The 17,032-nt window shown below is 47.2% G+C and carries 14 protein-coding genes and 1 riboswitch; of the genes, 1 reads left to right on the forward strand and 13 read right to left on the reverse strand.

The genetic code is table 11. The features are described 5' to 3' along the window. Position 1 precedes the first annotated feature (1 nt). The 6 genes from MKY35_RS21105 to MKY35_RS21130 form a co-directional block, all read right to left on the reverse strand. On the reverse strand, positions 2 to 670 hold the full coding sequence (locus MKY35_RS21105) for a methionine ABC transporter permease (RefSeq protein WP_025723588.1): 669 nt from the start codon (positions 668 to 670) through the stop codon (positions 2 to 4). Then, complete coding sequence (locus tag MKY35_RS21110; protein ID WP_165148501.1) at positions 667 to 1,689, reverse strand: ATP-binding cassette domain-containing protein; 1,023 nt, start codon at positions 1,687 to 1,689, stop codon at positions 667 to 669. The genes MKY35_RS21105 and MKY35_RS21110 overlap by 4 nt, the downstream gene beginning before the upstream one ends. Before the next feature lie 136 nt (positions 1,690 to 1,825). After that, positions 1,826 to 1,965: riboswitch (SAM riboswitch) on the reverse strand. 125 nt (positions 1,966 to 2,090) lie between these two features. Further along, complete coding sequence (locus MKY35_RS21115) at positions 2,091 to 2,816, reverse strand: Cthe_2314 family HEPN domain-containing protein (RefSeq protein WP_342444756.1); 726 nt, start codon at positions 2,814 to 2,816, stop codon at positions 2,091 to 2,093. Positions 2,817 to 2,867: 51 nt separating this feature from the next. Continuing rightward, a complete protein-coding gene (locus MKY35_RS21120) occupies positions 2,868 to 4,634 on the reverse strand; it encodes a UbiD family decarboxylase (RefSeq protein ID WP_025723591.1) in 1,767 nt (588 codons plus the stop codon). A 129-nt stretch (positions 4,635 to 4,763) separates the two neighbouring features. After that, positions 4,764 to 5,693 carry a COX15/CtaA family protein gene (locus MKY35_RS21125; RefSeq protein WP_342444757.1) on the reverse strand — a complete coding sequence of 310 codons (930 nt, stop codon included), beginning with the start codon at positions 5,691 to 5,693 and terminating at the stop codon, positions 4,764 to 4,766. A 219-nt stretch (positions 5,694 to 5,912) separates the two neighbouring features. Further along, entirely contained in the window at positions 5,913 to 6,257 is a 345-nt protein-coding gene (locus MKY35_RS21130; protein ID WP_025723593.1) for a thioredoxin family protein, read from the reverse strand. Positions 6,258 to 6,493: 236 nt separating this feature from the next. Between MKY35_RS21130 and MKY35_RS21135 the strand changes: the two genes are divergently transcribed. Beyond that, positions 6,494 to 7,783, forward strand: a complete 1,290-nt coding sequence (locus tag MKY35_RS21135) for a DUF2515 family protein (protein ID WP_342444758.1) — start codon at positions 6,494 to 6,496, stop codon at positions 7,781 to 7,783. A gap of 17 nt (positions 7,784 to 7,800) precedes the next feature. On the opposite strand, the gene MKY35_RS21140 is transcribed toward MKY35_RS21135, so the two are convergent. From MKY35_RS21140 to MKY35_RS21170, 7 genes are all read right to left on the reverse strand, one after another. Then, entirely contained in the window at positions 7,801 to 9,435 is a 1,635-nt protein-coding gene (locus MKY35_RS21140; RefSeq protein WP_342444759.1) for a polysaccharide biosynthesis protein, read from the reverse strand. Positions 9,436 to 9,573: 138 nt separating this feature from the next. Continuing rightward, on the reverse strand, positions 9,574 to 10,053 hold the full coding sequence (locus MKY35_RS21145) for a DUF456 family protein (RefSeq protein ID WP_039272710.1): 480 nt from the start codon (positions 10,051 to 10,053) through the stop codon (positions 9,574 to 9,576). 51 nt (positions 10,054 to 10,104) lie between these two features. Continuing rightward, complete coding sequence (locus MKY35_RS21150) at positions 10,105 to 10,854, reverse strand: Cof-type HAD-IIB family hydrolase (protein WP_342444760.1); 750 nt, start codon at positions 10,852 to 10,854, stop codon at positions 10,105 to 10,107. 82 nt (positions 10,855 to 10,936) lie between these two features. Next, the gene (locus tag MKY35_RS21155) at positions 10,937 to 13,015 is read right to left on the reverse strand and encodes a penicillin-binding transpeptidase domain-containing protein (protein WP_342444761.1); all 2,079 of its coding nucleotides are present in this window, start codon (positions 13,013 to 13,015) and stop codon (positions 10,937 to 10,939) included. 181 nt (positions 13,016 to 13,196) lie between these two features. After that, positions 13,197 to 15,278: a penicillin-binding transpeptidase domain-containing protein gene (locus MKY35_RS21160; protein WP_342444762.1), complete on the reverse strand. Its 2,082-nt coding sequence runs from the start codon at positions 15,276 to 15,278 to the stop codon at positions 13,197 to 13,199. A gap of 20 nt (positions 15,279 to 15,298) precedes the next feature. Beyond that, entirely contained in the window at positions 15,299 to 16,450 is a 1,152-nt protein-coding gene (locus MKY35_RS21165) for a transglutaminase domain-containing protein (RefSeq protein WP_342444763.1), read from the reverse strand. A gap of 16 nt (positions 16,451 to 16,466) precedes the next feature. Beyond that, positions 16,467 to 16,949 carry a hypothetical protein gene (locus MKY35_RS21170; protein ID WP_053326064.1) on the reverse strand — a complete coding sequence of 161 codons (483 nt, stop codon included), beginning with the start codon at positions 16,947 to 16,949 and terminating at the stop codon, positions 16,467 to 16,469. Between the last annotated feature and the right edge of the window lie 83 nt (positions 16,950 to 17,032).

Consider the following 17,032-nt stretch of genomic DNA (forward strand, 5'->3'; position numbering starts at 1 on the left):
CCTATTTTCGAGTATAATGCCGCACGAGACGGTCTCCCGCCATTTGCAGCAATTGAACCAATACGACCATCAGCACGACCGCAACGATCATTACAGCCGTTTCATAACGATAATAGCCGTAGTTGATAGCCAGTGTACCCAGTCCACCGCCCCCGATCATCCCGGACATTGCCGTGTAGGATACGAGTGTAACGACGGTAATGGTTAATGCGGCTAGCAGTCCCGGAAGTGCCTCACGTAACAGCACACGCCGGATAATTTGTCCTGTCGAGGCCCCCATTGCTTGTGCGGCTTCAATGACACCCTTGTCCACTTCACGCAGAGACGTTTCGACAAGACGTGCGAAGAATGGAGCAGCCCCGATAACCAATGGTGGAATGGTTCCCAACACCCCGGTCGAGGTACCTACCAGCGATCGTGTAAAAGGAATAAGTGCAACGATCAAAATGATAAATGGCACGGAACGTAAAATGTTAACGATGAATGATAATACAATGTATATCACCTTCATCAGAGTCAACGAGGAGCGGCTCGCCAGAAACAATAATATGCCGAGCGGCAAACCAATAATGAGGGTGAACAATGCGGATGCACCGAGCATCTGAAGGGTTTCCAGCGTAGAATTCCCTAGCTCTTCCCAACTCACTTGTGAAAAATCAAGTTCGCTCATTGTCCGATCACCTCCACATCAAGTCCTTGCCCAGACACTTCGCGCAGCGTATGCTCTATATCCTCATGATTTCCTTCAAAACGAACGATTAGCTGACCATAGGGTACATTTTTAATGGTAGATATGGTTCCCTGCAAGATCGCAAAATCAACCCCAGTGCTTCGAGCCGTACGCGACAAAATCGCATCATATGTTTTGCTGCCCAAGAAGGAGATACGTACCACCTGCGCCGACTCGCCGCCACCTGCTGCCGCAATCGCTGCCTGCAACTCCTCAGGATGTTCTGACTCCCGCTGGATAAAGTCCTTGGTTACCTGGTGCTGTGGCTTCAAAAATACCTCAGCCACCGGACCTTGCTCCACGATGTCACCCTGATGAATGACGCCAACTTTATCACAAATGCTTTGAATGACATGCATTTCATGTGTAATGAGCACGATGGTTAAATTAAAGCGCTGATTAATATCCAGCAGCAATTTCAGGATAGACCCCGTCGTCTGTGGATCAAGCGCTGAAGTCGCTTCGTCACACAGCAATACATGAGGATCACTAGCCAACGCCCGCGCAATTCCTACCCGCTGTTTCTGTCCACCTGAGAGCTGTGACGGATACTTTCCACTGTGTTCCTCGAGACCCACCAATTCCAGCAGTTCACGGACCTTCTTGTCCAACTTCTGCTTGGGCGTGTTTACCAGCCGCAACGGAAATGCAATATTGTCATATACCGTCGCCGAAGACAACAAATTAAAATGCTGAAAAATCATTCCGATTTTTCGGCGCTGCATTTGTAACTGGGATTGACTCACAGTAGTGAGGTTTACCCCGTCTACCCATACTTCACCTGAAGTAGGGCGTTCCAATAAATTAATACAGCGGATCAATGTACTTTTCCCTGCCCCGGAGTGACCAATCACTCCGAATATTTCTCCACGCTTTATGGAAAGATTCAACCCTGACAGCGCATTAACGCGTCGGTTGCCTTTGCCATAATGCTTGGTTAACTGCTTAAGCTCTATCAACGTGCTGCGACCCCCTTCACTTCTTCCTTACCCTTTTAACCAGTTGTCATCTCTCAGGATTGTATAAAATCGCTATTTATTTATACAAAAAAGAGCCCCTTTCACAGAATGAAAAGGGCCCCACCTTGCGATCCTTTTCTCATCTGCCAAAATCGCTATAACTCTAGCGGTTTTGTAGGAATTAGCACCATCATGTTCCCTCCCAGTGTGTTACACCGGGAAAAAACGGGTTGCCGGGCTTCATCGGGCCAGTCCCTCCACCTCTCTGGATAAGAAAAATATGTTAAACTCCAGCTTTAGCTGTCCGTTAAGTTTATATAAAAAAACATAATTCAAGCATTTTTCTGAAACTAGGTTTCAGTATAGATAGTTTACATTGCTTTGTCAAAGGATATTTTCTATCATATTTTTGGGCGTACTGCCCGGTTCTCCCATTGTTTCGCAGTATAAGTAAAGGCGATTGACAACGACCGACACACCATTTCCAAGCCCTGCTGCAAATCTTCCAAATGGTGATCGAGGTCCTCCAGTTGGATTTTTCCATACAAAGCTCGGTGTCGTTGCCAGAGATCATCCTGCATTTCCGTATTCATATAGTGTATCTCCGTATTCCGCCGCTTACGCAGCCGATTGATGGCATCCTTGTATGTATCCTTGATATCATTTAAATTATCGGTCAATACAGGATGCATTTTGAGATACTTGAACTGCCGCAACACGGTAAAATACGAATAATGCGCCTTATACTGCCCTGTTTTTAAATCATACAGATCATTCAGCCAGTTGCCCAGCTTATCCAAAATGGAAAATACCCTCACAAACCCATCCTTATAAAAGAAAACATACAATGCATAATCGGATTTTTCATCCTCACTCATATCTTCAGCATATCCGGCTTTCACTTTCATACGGAAAAAGGCGGCAGCATGATGGCTCTGCTCCAGTTCATCCAGAGATGACATTAGACCACGTGTCAAAATATCCGCCTTCCGAAAGTCGTGGGTCGGATCTCCACCAGCCTGAATTTGCCGCTCCAGCAGGTTTAACATATCTGACATGCTATTCATGGCATCTAGCAGGATGCCCTTGTTCACACGTGGCGGCTCACCCAGTAGCTTGCGTATCATGCTTACGCCTCCTTATAAATGTAAAATCCGGCTGTAGGTTTAATTAGGGCGTCAAGCGAAATAACTTGTCCATCGTTGATCTACAAGCTTAACAATATCCTCACGCGGTAACACCTCATCCGGATATCCCGGCTTCATACGCGCATCCACTACAATCGGCAACTTATAGTTCAGATGATGCAAACGCACTTCGCTGTCCGCGTACATATCCGTAGCCGGGTTAAAGCGAGTGAATACCGTCCACAGGAACGAGGCTTGAGAGCGAACGACTTCCTTGGCATCGTCCACAATGAAAACGAGCGGCCACTCTTGCTCACCCGCAGCTAATCGCTCCAAAACACGTGCCGCCAGCTCTGGCTCTTGCTCAAAAGACGCACCCGATACGACGAGGCAACCTCCGCAATAGGGTTCAATTTCACGAATCCCCGGCAGATCGCCTCCCTCATAGGCACGAGGCAATTCACGTACAGGCTCACCTATTCCCATCAGGATCGCCTTACTGCCATGATTCAGCTTGCGGCCTGTGTAATCGAGTGTATCGTGTGACGTGTGATTGAAAATAAATAAATCCCTTGCTGGATTAAATCGCTCCAGAATGGTTTCCAGCAGCAGGTTAAAGTCAGATAAATCAATGACTCGATCCGTCAGCATCAGGAACTTGGTCAACGATAATTGACCTTGACCCAAAATAGTAAAACCGGATACAAGCGCTTCACGGGAGTAGCTTTCACGTACGACTGCCGCTGCCAGCGCATGTACGCCCGTTTCCGCATACGCCCACAGGGACTTGACGGAAGGCATCACAAGCGGATAGGCAGGCGACAGCAGACGTTGCAAAAACTCACCGAGATAGTAGTCTTCTTGCCGAGGCTTACCTACAATGGTTGCCGGATAAATGGCATCCTTGCGGTGATGCATATGTTTGACATGAAATACAGGGAAATCATGCTGTAATGAATAATATCCAAAATGATCACCAAACGGGCCTTCTGGACGGCGTTCATGAGGTGGCACATAACCACTGATTGCAAATTCTGCTTCTGCTGGAATCCGATGACCCCCAAGCGGGTCCTCTGTCATGGGCAGCTTGCCTCCCATAATAAGCGAAGCCAGCAACAGCTCAGGCAAGTTTTCCGGTGCTGGAGCAATGGCAGACGCAATCAGGGCAGGCGGGCCACCGATGATAATCGTCGTAGGCAACGGCTCATTACGCAGCTCTGCTTCATGATAATGGAAACCGCCGCCTTTATGAATTTGCCAGTGAATGCCCGTCGTCTGATCATCGTAAATCTGAATGCGGTACATCCCCAGATTATGATCCTTGGGCTGACCTGGCTTCTCGGTATACACGAGTGGAAGGGTAATAAACGGCCCTCCATCCTCATGCCAACTGGTCACTTTAGGCAGTGGTGCCAACGGAGCCTCTGTACGTCGAACTCCCAATACAGGGGCCTCGCTATGAGATACTGTTTTTAGCCCTACTTTTAGCATGTCCTTAATCAGGCCACGTTCATTCCACAATGCTTTGGGTGTAGGTGGAAACAATGTTTTGGTTGCTCCTACAATCGCATCCATCAGTTGCTCTGGGCGCGGGCCAAAAGCCATGTCCACACGGCGATTCGTGCCAAACAGATTACTGGCTACAGGAAATGGGGTTCCTTTTACATTCGTGAACAGCAGTGCCGGTCCTTCTTCCTCAATGACTCTTCGATGAATCTCAGCCAGCTCCAAGTAAGGATCGACAGGTGCCTCTATAATTTTAAGATGATTTTCTTTACGCAGCGCTTCAATAAATTGGCGCAAATTCTGGTAGATCAACTGGACGATTCCTCCTAAGCAAATCAAGCCCTCGAGAAACTCGTGGGCCTGGTTTGTTTCTTATATGCTATTATACGTGTTTAAACGCCACTTGGGCAAAAATCCGCTTCACTATGATCTATGAAATGCTTAGGTACGTTGGGCTTGGGTCGGAACAAGCTTGCGATCCGGTGACAATTGCCATACACGATAGCTCAGATAAGCCAAGATGGAGAACAACGATGCAATCACCAGCATATGCCCCAGCACGATAAACATGTAGATTTCAGGTCTGTTGACGTACAACAAGATAATTCCAATCACCACTTGAAGCAGGATTAACAAGACCGATACGACACCCAATATACGGATATCCCGGTGATTCGGGTGATAACGGTATGAGTAGTGACCCACAGCCAAAATAATGACAAACAGCAGACCGGCTGAAATCTGATGAAGCAGCAGTGGAGATATGAACCCCCCAATATTTACAACCTTCTGGATGACCGAGTGACTAAGCAACGCCCCTGAATAGACAGCAATATAGGTATAGATCGTCGATAGCCATATAAAATTACGAAAGCCCCGACTGACAGGCCCAGGAATCAGACGCGGAGTGTGGCGTGAGTCCGCATGCTCCTGCCAGGCCCCTAGCGTCATCATAGTCGCACTGGCAAAAGCGATAAGCGCAAAGCCAAAATGCAGTCCCATGACTGCAGCCGATTGGGAGAAGATAACAGCCAACGCCCCCATTGCACCTTGTATGATCACAAACAAGAGCGTGAGCAGCGAGAATAGCTGTAAATCCTTCCGATGCTTCATAAACAGCAAAAAGCCAACAAATGAGGCGATAGAAAGAATCCCGGCCATGGCACTGACGGAGCGGTGAGAGAACTCAATAAGGGATGCGATCGTATGTGCCGGAACCAGCTTACCATTGCACAGCGGGAATTCCCGGCCACAGCCGAGACCCGAATCCGTCCGCGTCACAACACCTCCACCGAAGGTAGCCAAAAACATGACAATACATGTTACGAGTGCCAGCCATTTTAATATTCTAATTTTGTTATTCAAATTCACCCGTATCCTTCCAAATATAATATTTATTCACTTTATATGTTGTGAAATGATCACTTATAGTAATTATAACTGATATATCGTTCCTTGACATACGAGCTTTGTTGACAAAATGTGAACGTGTTCGTGAGAAAGCCGCCCCCTTGAAAGGAAGCGGCTTTCTGAATGTCTTGATGTTTAAAATTCAATTTGGAACCTTCATGTATGCATGTACAGCATTCATTATTTTGCCAAGCTCGCATGGACTTCAACAGCCCGATCCAAAAATTGCTCAATCTCCTCGCGGGATTTGCGCAGTCTGTTCACCAGACGTACCAGTTCTCGCCCTTCACTGTAAGCGATAAAGCTAGGAATCCCCAATACATTCTGCTCTTGACTGACGCTTTCGGCCTGTTCTACATCAATCTCAATTAATGTAAGCTTATCTGCATATTGTTGTTCCACATCAGGCATGAACGGATCAATGAAATGACAATCCCCACACCAGTCCGCCTTAAATACAGCCACCGTAACGCCCGGAGTGGATATTGCCTTATTAAAGTCTTCATGAGAGACGATTTTTTGCATGGATGATTCCTCCTTAAATTCTTTTTGTGCTGAAGAGATTGCACTTTCTATTGTAACGCCAAGTGAAACTTTTGCACACTCCCCCATTCTGCCTACATACCGATTGGAAGCCCTCTCATTGAGGCATACTAAAGATATACTTAAGAATCCACATAAGCGACGACATCCTAACAGCATACCCAACATACTTAGCAGGATACGGGGATGCTTGCAGTTGGAAAGGAGGTTATTTAGTCATGTCTCTTACCGAATGGCTCCACACAGCATCTCGACAGCTTCAAGGAGGGCTAAAGTTACTGAGTTCCGTTCCCCGTGTTGCAGAGGAAGCTTGGGAAGGCAAACGGGCAGCCTGGACCGAATCCCGCAAATTACGCTACCCTTTGCGTGAACTAGCGTGGGATTATCATACAGCACAGGCCGCTATGAATGAAGCTGAAGCTTTAATGCTGGTGAACGGACCCGCTACGCGTCCCTCTTCTCTGAATATGCCCTTATGCGAAACAGACTGTGAGCTGCTGGAGCGGATCAAGAACGATACAGCACAGGAGAATCGCAGCAACGTTACCCGCACTGCTGCTTACCTTGAATGCTATCGTGGCTACCCGGAGTTACACTGGGCATTACTGGCCCACCTGGTTTCTCGTAATGGCGGCTATCATATGACCGATCTGAAAGGGGGGCTGATTGGCAACCTGTTCGGCGAACAGGAAAAGGAATGGCTGTATCGGCTACTGGAGCGCTGTAACGCCCTTATTTTTCAAGACGCTTATCCGCAGTTGCAACTTTACATGCACAGCCGTCATTTAGGTCGGAGTTGCTTTCATTTGTTGCCTTATTTTCACGTTTCGCCATTCATGAAGCCCTTTTGGGAACGCTTCTGGGCTTGGCGGGATAGCTCTCTGTTGACCGTTGCGCTCATCATTAATGAACAAAACTATATTGAAGGACGTGTGGTAAAAGATCCGTATTTTCAAAAATTTGTGACACACAAGCCCGGCTTTTATTTGCATGACTGGCTCCAGCTTAATCAGGTTATATTTCCACTTGGGCTGAACGGTGGACTTGCTGGACTAGTGATGGAGCGTTTCGGTCATCTGGACGAGCGGATCGGCTTTGGCAAAAGTCTCTATGCTATGCTCTTCGGCCATGAGCAGGTGCTGGATCAGGTATCAGCATTCGCTAACAGTGTGCCGCATACCGGTTCACGTAGCGACTATTGGCCCGGATTGTTCACACCGAATGAACAAAAAGCGTTGCACTCTCCAGATGAAAGTGCAACGCTTTTAGCACATGAATGGCTACTGCCAGGACAACGTCTGTACAGCCCGGAGCTGAACGCCGTCTGGTCCGATACAGCTTATGATCCAATCCCCCGGTATGACTGGTTTCAGGACGGATCCACACTTGGGCATCTAAGCGAACCAAGGCGACCGCTGTTATTTGCCATGCGCCACGAACATCGCCATGGCATACAAAAAACAGCAATGGCCCGCGTTGCCCATAACAGCCTGCAACCTTTCCACTGAAAGACTCGAGGACTCTTTTAGCCTCGCTGTCCTGTGGACTCACGCTGTAGGCGCATTAACGGACGTAGTACCTTTTGCAACATACGTGGGTAGTTGCCCAGCTCGTCCCTGCGCAATACGCGCAATACAACCAGCAACAGCAAGTAGCATACCAGTACAGTCGCTCCGGCAATGCAGCATGCGATGAAGAAGGCTACACGCGCAGGCATCAGATGCACCAGCAGAATACAGGCTTCATTTACACCGTATCCGACAGCTCCCGAGACGACGACTGCGGTTAAGAACCCTGCCCAGCGACGGCCCATGATGGAAAAGGAGACAATCCCTTTAAGCACACGCAAATTCAGCAATGTGATCACGAGGAAACATAATCCGGTTGCGGCAATGATCCCGTAAATCCCAAGCCAACCAGCCAGCAGCCAGCTCGCTGCAAACTTGACGACGATCCCGACCATGACATTCACCATTGAAATACGCGGCTTCCCCATACCGATCAGTATTGAATTAGAAGTCATCATCGTAATCTGGAATATCGTTCCGAGTGTCAGAACAGCGATGATACCACTGCCTCCAAGCGAGCTGAACAGTAAACCATTAATAGAATAGGCGGTCACACATAAAGCCAGCACAATCGGCATTCCAGTCAAAATAGAGATACGCAAAGCCAGCGTCATCTGATTTTGTAAATGCTGCTCATCCTTACGAGCAAATGCCGCTGAAATGATCGGAATAAGCGATTGGCTGAGCGCAATGGCCAAAATCGGCGGAATCCCCGCCACACTCTGTGCCCGAGAGCCTAGATAACCCAACTGAGTAGTCGCCTGATCCAATCCGACTTGACCAGATAGCAGTCTCACCACAATCGACGTATCAATAAAGTTAACCGCCGGAACCGTCAGAGACGACAATACAATCGGAATGGAAAGCTTGAAAATATCTTTGTAAATGCGCATCATCGGTAGCGCGGAGCTTTCCTCTTGGAATTGATCTTGACGATCCTGGCGATCCTGACGACGCAATTTCACCGTATAGTACAACATGACCGCCAGAGCGCCAAGACTTCCCATGACACCCCCAAAGGAGGCCCCAGCTGCAACCTCGCGATCTCCATAACCCAGCTTCAAAATAATAAAAGCGAGTATAATAGCGGTCGCTACCCGTGCAACCTGCTCCACAATTTGTGAAATACCGCCTGCGGTCATATTACCGCGCCCTTGGAAGTATCCACGCATCATAGCAATGGCAGGGAACAGTAGTAATGCTGGTGCCAAAGCCTGAATGGCCAAAGCGGATTGCGGAACCCCTGCTACATGCTCGGCAAAATAAGGCGCTCCAAAATACAGCAGTGCTGTAATGATAATGCCTGCCGCGGCCGCGAATATCAAAGCCGCACGATACACACGTCGCGCTTCCGAAGGCCGATCCAACGCATAACGTTCTGAAACCATTTTGCTCAATGTGCTTGGAATGCCGGCCGTAGCCACCGTGAGCAGCATCAAGTAAGCGTTGTTCGCAATGGTAAACGAGGCGTTCCCGACGGAACCGAGCAAATGCTCCAATGGAACACGCTGTACCAGACCAAGCACTCTGGCCACCAAGGCGGCAGCAGCTAAAATAAGCGTACCTTTAAGGAATGTTTCTTTATTGGACAAAATGCGTTCCCTTCTTTCTTGCTGTTCACACGCATGCAAAAGCCCCGCACAAACAGTCATGGCCTGAGCCATCACCGGTGCGGAGCCGCATGTCGATTCTGTCTCTGCAAAACATAATAAATGATAACGAATCTCGGGTCATAGCACCCAAATCAAGAATACAATAATCATGGCGAGCTGCAAAATCACTTTCATCACGGTGCTGGTAAAAAGGCCTAATACAGAGCCAAAGCCCACTTTTATAGCTCGGTCCAGTGGGGCTTTGCTTATCAGCTCACCTAGCACAGCGCCAATAAATGGTCCCAAAATCAGACCAAATGCCGGAATAATGAAGGGACCAATAATAATCCCGATGGTACTCAGTATCGCCGACAGGCGCGAGCCGCCAAATCGCTTAACTCCCCACGCATTCACAGCATAATCCGCAACAAAAAGGGCAACGACGATTAGTGTTTGTATAATCCAAAACAATGCATTGTATGGAGCAAACGAGAAAAACCAGCCGTATACAAAAAATGCAAAATAGATGGCGAGCGCCCCCGGCAATACGGGATATACCGCCCCGGCCATGCCCACAATGAATAGCACAATAACAACAATCCAGCCTACAACGTCCATGGGCCTCCTCCTTCTCGTCCATTCATCCTGCTAGCTGCATCATTCGTTTTATTACACAAGCACATAATCACGAATCACTTCTACAATGCCGTCGTCATTGTTCGAAGCCACGACCAAATCAGCGGCTTCTTTAACCGTATCCTGAGCATTCCCCATTGCTACGCCCAGTCCAACCGCTTGAATCACTGCCAGATCATTCAGACTGTCGCCAACGGCAACCACCTGCTCCAGAGTAATGCCAAGCAGATCGCACACTTCAGCGATGCCACTGGCTTTGGATATACCAGCCGGGTTAATTTCCAGATTTGTCATCGAAGAATTGGAAATCTCAAGTCCACCCATGTCCTGAAGCTGAAGCAAAATTTGGTGACGAATTTCGTCATTTTCCGTATTATAACCGAATTTGAGCCACTCCTGTGTGTCCAATGTATCCGGCCAACGATCCCTATTATATAATTCCTCCGTTGAGTAAGCCCAGAACCAAGAGCCTGTTTCTACGGCAATCTGGTGCATCTTGCGAACGAGCTCCTTATCAAGTAAATACCGGCGCCACAACTCGTGGGGTGATTTCCACACCTCACTGCCGTTTACGGTTACCATGGGTGTCTCCAGGCCGAGTTGCTGACCGTAAGGCAGAGCATGCATGGCAGCACGTCCGGTGGATAAGCATACATGAATCCCTTCCTGAATCGCCTTGTTAATCCAGTTAATCGTTTCCAGGGAAATTTCATGATTATCATTCAGTAAAGTTCCATCCATGTCGAGCGCAAGCAGTTTGTATTTATATTGGTTTTCTCCCATAGTCTCTCTTCCTCCTGTATGTCCCTTATGTCCAACGACATTTTACCATGAAAAAGAGAAGCCCACAAAAGTATTCAAGTCCTTACTTGGCTGCCAGAGGCTTTTTAGGAGTACCATCTAGCCCATAAACTTCGTCATACGCATCGAATATTTTACGCGCAACCGGTCCCGCGCTCGTCGCGCCAAAGCCCCCTTCAGGAATGATGACCGCTACCGCCAGCTTCGGATGTTGACGTGGAGCAAAAGCGATGAACACCCCATTATCTTTAACCGTACGTCCCACCACCTGCTCAGAAGTCCCTGTTTTACGGGCATAGTCATAAGGAAATCCGTTAAAGGCTTTAACATCGGTAGCCATACCCCGAATCACTGTATTCCAGTACGTATCTGAAAAAGCGACCTCATTCAGCACCTTCGGCTTAAATTCACGTACAAGATTCCCCTGATCATCTACAATTTTGTTGACCAAATGAGGCTGCATGCGCTTACCCTTTGTTGCCAGCACAGTCGTATACTGAGCCAGTTGCATGGCCGTATACTTTCCCTGCTGACCAAAGGATGCCTGTACCAAACGTGTCAGTGCACTTTCATGCTTGCTCGTATACTCAAGTCTGCCTGCCCACTCGCCCGGCAGATCTACTTCTGTCGGTACGCCTAATCCAAATTCCTTCATATATTTGTCCCATACGTCAATTCCCTGATGCACCCCTGCATTACTTCCGTATTTGCCATACATTGGCTTGCCGATCATATCTACCATAAACGTATTCGACGAGACCTCAATTGCCCTGCTAGGTGTCAATGAACCATACACATGTCCGCCAGAATTCCCAACCCGGCTGGAGCGATTTTTACCGTAGTACGCACTTCCCGTATCCTGATAAGTCTGTCCGGGGGAAAACAGGTTTTCCTTCAACCCGATCAGCACGGTCAGCGGTTTAATGGTTGAACCCAGAAGCACCGAGGATTCTGGATGTGGACCCGCTTTTCCGCTAGGTACAGATTTAATTGTTCCATTTCCCATTTTGTGCTGAATTTCGTCATATACCGAAGGTGAGGTACTTCCACTTTTCCATACATTAGAGTCATAATCCGGCATACTGGCCATTGCCACGATATTTCCGGTCTCTATCTCCATCGCTACAGCGAAGCCAGTGGTTGCGTCTTGATGAAGCTTCCCCGATACGGCATGAGTATGAAGCCAGCGAAGCTGATCCATAATGGCCTGTTCGGTTTTCTGCTGAATTTCCTTGTTGATGGTGGAATACAGATGATGTCCTTTTTCAGGAGGAGTAATGGATTCAATGCCCTCCGGCATGCTGCGAGGATTGACCTCTACCGTTTTATATCCGTTTTTTCCTCTCAGCTCGTCCTGGTACTGAAGCTCCAAGCCATCATATCCGACCGTTTCACTTTCCGAATAAACCTGTGCCGGTTTTAAAACCTCCGAATTCGCTTCATAGAGCTCTTTATATTTGGGCCGGTTCGTTCGAGCTCCTTTGAACTTGTACATATATCCAATCGTTTGTACCGCCACCCGATCCGGGTCATAATGACGTACACTTTCTTCTACAACCTCTACACCAGGGAACTCTGTCCGATGTTCCAGAAAATAAGCAATTTCCTCCCGACTCAAGTCGGATTTGACCAAACGTGGGGTAAATCCCCTATATTGATTATAGTCCGGGTCCAGTCTCTTTTTTATTTCCTCTGCATTAAGCTGCTCTCCTTCGGTACGACCCAGTTCGTTTAATTTGGCAGCAAGCTTGGCAGCAAAAGCATTAAGCTCAGGGAGCAGCTTTTCCCCCGGCTTGCGATCTTTCTCCGTACGTTTGCTATAATCCTTAGATAAAGTTACATACAAGGACTGTACTGAAGTCGAATACGCCAGCTTAACCGTACCTGTGGAGTCATAAATCGTGCCGCGACTCGGGGCTAACGGGACATTTTTCGTATTTACGGATTGCTGCTGGCCTTTCAGCTCCTCCGATTGTACAAACTGCAATACAGCTAGTCTGGTAATGATCAGGGCAAACAGCACAAAAGCACTAAAAAACAGCAGGTTGGTTCGTAAAACCGTCCGTTTTTTTCGTGACTCTTCATTCTCTTCAACATTTTTCTTTTTAAATGAAAACTTTTTATCCAAACTTCCTCTGTCCATATTAGCTGGTCATTACTCCTTTCAGTTAGGTTTTTATATTCCTGATCCTACCATATCCAAAGCCATAAACAATGAATTTCAAGATGACAATTTTGTAAGAAAACGTAGAAAAAGCATAAAAAAGCTTCCCTCAGCCCAAAGGCTAAGAGAAGCTTTTATGAAATGATATCGTATAAAATGATTATGGCTGTTTGGTAGTGTTAGGATCGGTTGCTGTGGCATCCTTTTTCTTAGGCACCCCGTCCAGACCGTACACTTCGTCGTAAGCATCAAAGATTTTACGCGCCACAGGTCCGGCGCTCCAAGCTCCGAAGCCTCCTTCAGGTATGACAACGGCTACGGCCAGCTTAGGATTCTGGCGTGGTGCAAAGGCGATAAATACCCCGTTATCTTTCAGTTCTCTGCCTACACTCTGCTGTGATGTCCCCGTTTTACGAGCAAAGTCATAAGGGAAACCCTTAAATGCGCTGACATCTGTTGCCATCCCGCGTATAACCTCATTCCAGTAGGCATCTGGAAATTTCACCTCATTTAGAACCTTCGGCTTAAATGTTTGAACTACATTGCCGTTGGTATCTTTAATTTGGCTGACCAAATGCGGCTCTATCCGTTTGCCCTTAGTAGCAATCATCGTTGTGTACTGGGCAAGTTGCATAGGTGTATATTTACCTTGTTGACCAAAGGAAGCATATGCCAGTTTGGAGAGGGCTGACTCGTCTTTTTTCGTATATTCTAAAAGCCCCTTGAACTCACCGGGCAAATCTACTCCAGTAGAAACACCTAATCCAAACTCCTTCATATAACGATCCCATACGTTAACGCCCTGGTCTTCTGTAGCATTATTTCTGTATTTATTATATAAGCGCTTGCCAACCATATCGACCATGAAAGCATTAGAGGAATGACGTATAGCGGTAGCCGGGTCCATTGAACCGTACACATGACCAGATGAGTTCCGCACCCGTGCAGAGTTATTACGTCCGAAATAGGCTGCTCCTGTGTCTTGATAATACGTATTTGTTGTAAACAGTCCTTCTTCCAATCCAATAAGAACAGACAGCGGTTTAATAGTTGATCCGAGAAGCACGGTAGAATCTGGGTGCTGTCCAGATTGGCCTGAGCCAACATTCTTAATTGTAGCGTTTTGATACACATGTTTTATTTCTTCATATTTGTCTTTTGAAATCGTACCCGTTTGCCAATAATTCGCATCATAATCCGGCATACTAGCCATCGCCACCACATTTCCTGTATCCACTTCCATTGCCACAGCAAAGCCTGTTTTAGCATAAGGATGAGTCCTGCCAGATACAGCGTGTGTATGAAGCCATCTCAATTGATCCATGATAGCATTTTCAGTCTTCACCTGAATTTCTTTGTTAATCGTGGAATAGACATTATCCCCTTTTTGCGGAGGTGTAACAGAATCTACGCCTTCAGGCATATTACGCGGATCAATCGGGACCGTTTTATAACCATTTTTCCCTCGTAATTGTTCCTGATATTGATATTCCAGCCCATCAAAACCAACAGATTCGTTATCCATATAAATGAGGCCCGGGTCATCTTCAGCTGACATGGATTTTTGAATATTCTTATATTTATCCAACGTTTCACGTGCACTTTTGTAGCTTTTAATATAACCGACCGTTTGAACAGCTACTGTATCAGGATCATAATGGCGTACGGTTTCCTCGACCACATCTATTCCGGGAAACTCGCTCTTATGCTGCATAAAATAGGCGACTTCTTCTTTGCTGAGATTCGTTTTAATCAGACGAGGCGTAAAGCCGCTAAGCCGTTGATAGTTCCGGTCCATAGCATCCATAATTTGTTCTGCTGTCATTTTTGGCTCGTTTTTATCGCCATATTCAGCAAACCGATTAGCCAGCTTTTGCGTCATATTTTCCAACTCAGGCAACAATTTTTTATCTGGATTACGCTTTTCTTCCACGCTGTCACTATAGTTCTTGGAGAGCGTGATATACAGCGATTGTACAGGTGTCGAATACGCCAGCCTGTTCTGTCCGGTTGAATCATAAATCGTTCCGCGAATCGGCGTAAGTGGTACATTTTTGGTAACATTACTGGCCTCCTGCTGCTTAAGCTGAGGTCCATCCACGAATTGAAGTATCGCCAATCTTACAATGATGACTGTAAATATAATGAACGAGCTGAAAAAGAACAGATTGATCCGAAAGCTGAATCTTTTTCGATCAGACGTCCCATTGTCTGTTCCCTGCTCGTTGTCTATCTTTCTCATGTGCCCTTTTCCACTCCTTCTTAAATCACTTTATCCTTAATATGTGTTTGGGCAAAACCGGGCGGGTTAAACCAGTCTCCACTTTGTGCCCAGGTCGGGTCTAGCGGTACCCACTGATCCTGTCCGCTCAAATATACCTCATTCCAAGCATGGGACCCGTATCCTCCCTGTCCGTTGTACCCAAGGCCTGTTACAACCTTGACCTGTAGCCCCTGCGAACGAGCCATCATTGAGTAAAGGCGGGCATAATCAATGCACACTCCTTTACGTGTATCAAACGTATCTCTGGGAGTCTGTTCATGCCAGTCACCACGTTGCTCATAGGCTTCGACCTTACTGTAATCATAGCTAATACGGGTGCCTACCCATTCATACAACGCTCTAGCTTTTTGCTCGTCACCGCTAGCCCCTTCTGTAATCTTGGCCGCTGCCTGAACGATATCGCTTGGAATGTCCCGGTCGATTATTTCATATTTGCGCTGCATGATACCATTCAATTCCTTGGTAACAGCTTGCGTAAATACGGGCAGCTTATCCTTAATCAGAGTCCCGGACAACGGCTCAATGACCGATTGCGCACCTTGCTTATAAATCGGCGAAGCTTGTACGTAGCTGCTAAACCCGCTGTCTGGGTACAGACTAACGCCTATGAACAGCAGGGCTATGATCATCATGGCGCGAGCTCCACCAATAAGAGTACCTATTCCGGCCCCTGCCACCCTGCTGAAAAAGCCCGATTTTTTTGGATGCTCATGGAGGGAGGAATCTGACTTGCCACCTACCATCAACACATAAATGGCACGCAGTATAAACTGGGCAATAGCATAACTGAGCATGAACAATACGGCGAACCGCAGCAGCGGAAAACCCTCTATCCCCGCCACAAGCGTATAATAAAATTGCTCAATCCCACTTAGTTTTCGCTGTGGCAAATGCTCCATGTAAGCTGCCAGCCATTGTTGCACCTTCGGTGAAAGCCACATGGCTAATCCGAGCGAGCACAAAATACCCGCTACAGTCAGTATGCCATCCACAATAAGACTAAACAGCGCCCCTACAGATCTGGAAGCTCCTCGTCTCCAGCCCTGAATCAACGACAGCAGTACAATGACAATTAAAAACACCGTCACGCCATTCCAATGAAGAATAGGCTCCAGCCAGGATGGTTTCATTGTGTTCCTCCTGTCTCTACGGCGACTGTGGCGACTGTGTTACAGCCGAGCCTTTCGCACCTTCGATATATTTCTTGACGGTATCGCCCATACTCCACTCGCCCAGCGACATCCCCTGAAACCATACCTTGACCTTGTCACCATCAAATGGACCTTTCACTTCCAAGTTGGAGCTGGTTACCGAAAACGTACCATCCGCGTTGGATGTGTATTGGGCATCCCGTCCCTCTTTGATCATCATGTTCAAGGCCTCACTCTGAACCTTGTTAATCGCATCATCCTTTGCCTGAGTAACGACCTTGCCGACCTGTTCAAAGGAAATGCCACTGTAGATAAGCAAGCCTGCAATTACGACGATGACAATCAGCCATTTTATGAGAGTTCTTACAACCTTCAATATGACTAACAATAGGACAAGCCCAATTAATATATACAGCCAATTATCTTGAACAATCTGCCAATTATGTTCCAAAAACTCTGTCCAGACGCCCTTATCCATTTCGCTACACTCCCGTTTTCAACTACATGATTCGAATTGCAAAATTGTCTCTGTAATTATACATGATTACGCAATGTCCTGTC

Source organism: Paenibacillus sp. FSL L8-0638, assembly GCF_038593075.1.
Lineage (GTDB): Bacteria > Bacillota > Bacilli > Paenibacillales > Paenibacillaceae > Paenibacillus > Paenibacillus polymyxa_D.

Coding starts and splice junctions, on each gene's coding strand:
- MKY35_RS21115 (WP_342444756.1), bottom strand. CDS start 2,816: ATGATACGCAAGCTACTGGGTGAGCCGCCACGTGTGAACAAGGGCATC.
- MKY35_RS21130 (WP_025723593.1), bottom strand. CDS start 6,257: ATGCAAAAAATCGTCTCTCATGAAGACTTTAATAAGGCAATATCCACT.
- MKY35_RS21160 (WP_342444762.1), bottom strand. CDS start 15,278: ATGAGAAAGATAGACAACGAGCAGGGAACAGACAATGGGACGTCTGAT.
- MKY35_RS21165 (WP_342444763.1), bottom strand. CDS start 16,450: ATGAAACCATCCTGGCTGGAGCCTATTCTTCATTGGAATGGCGTGACG.
- MKY35_RS21135 (WP_342444758.1), top strand. CDS start 6,494: ATGTCTCTTACCGAATGGCTCCACACAGCATCTCGACAGCTTCAAGGA.
- MKY35_RS21145 (WP_039272710.1), bottom strand. CDS start 10,053: ATGGACGTTGTAGGCTGGATTGTTGTTATTGTGCTATTCATTGTGGGC.
- MKY35_RS21105 (WP_025723588.1), bottom strand. CDS start 670: ATGAGCGAACTTGATTTTTCACAAGTGAGTTGGGAAGAGCTAGGGAAT.
- MKY35_RS21155 (WP_342444761.1), bottom strand. CDS start 13,015: ATGGACAGAGGAAGTTTGGATAAAAAGTTTTCATTTAAAAAGAAAAAT.
- MKY35_RS21170 (WP_053326064.1), bottom strand. CDS start 16,949: ATGGATAAGGGCGTCTGGACAGAGTTTTTGGAACATAATTGGCAGATT.
- MKY35_RS21150 (WP_342444760.1), bottom strand. CDS start 10,854: ATGGGAGAAAACCAATATAAATACAAACTGCTTGCGCTCGACATGGAT.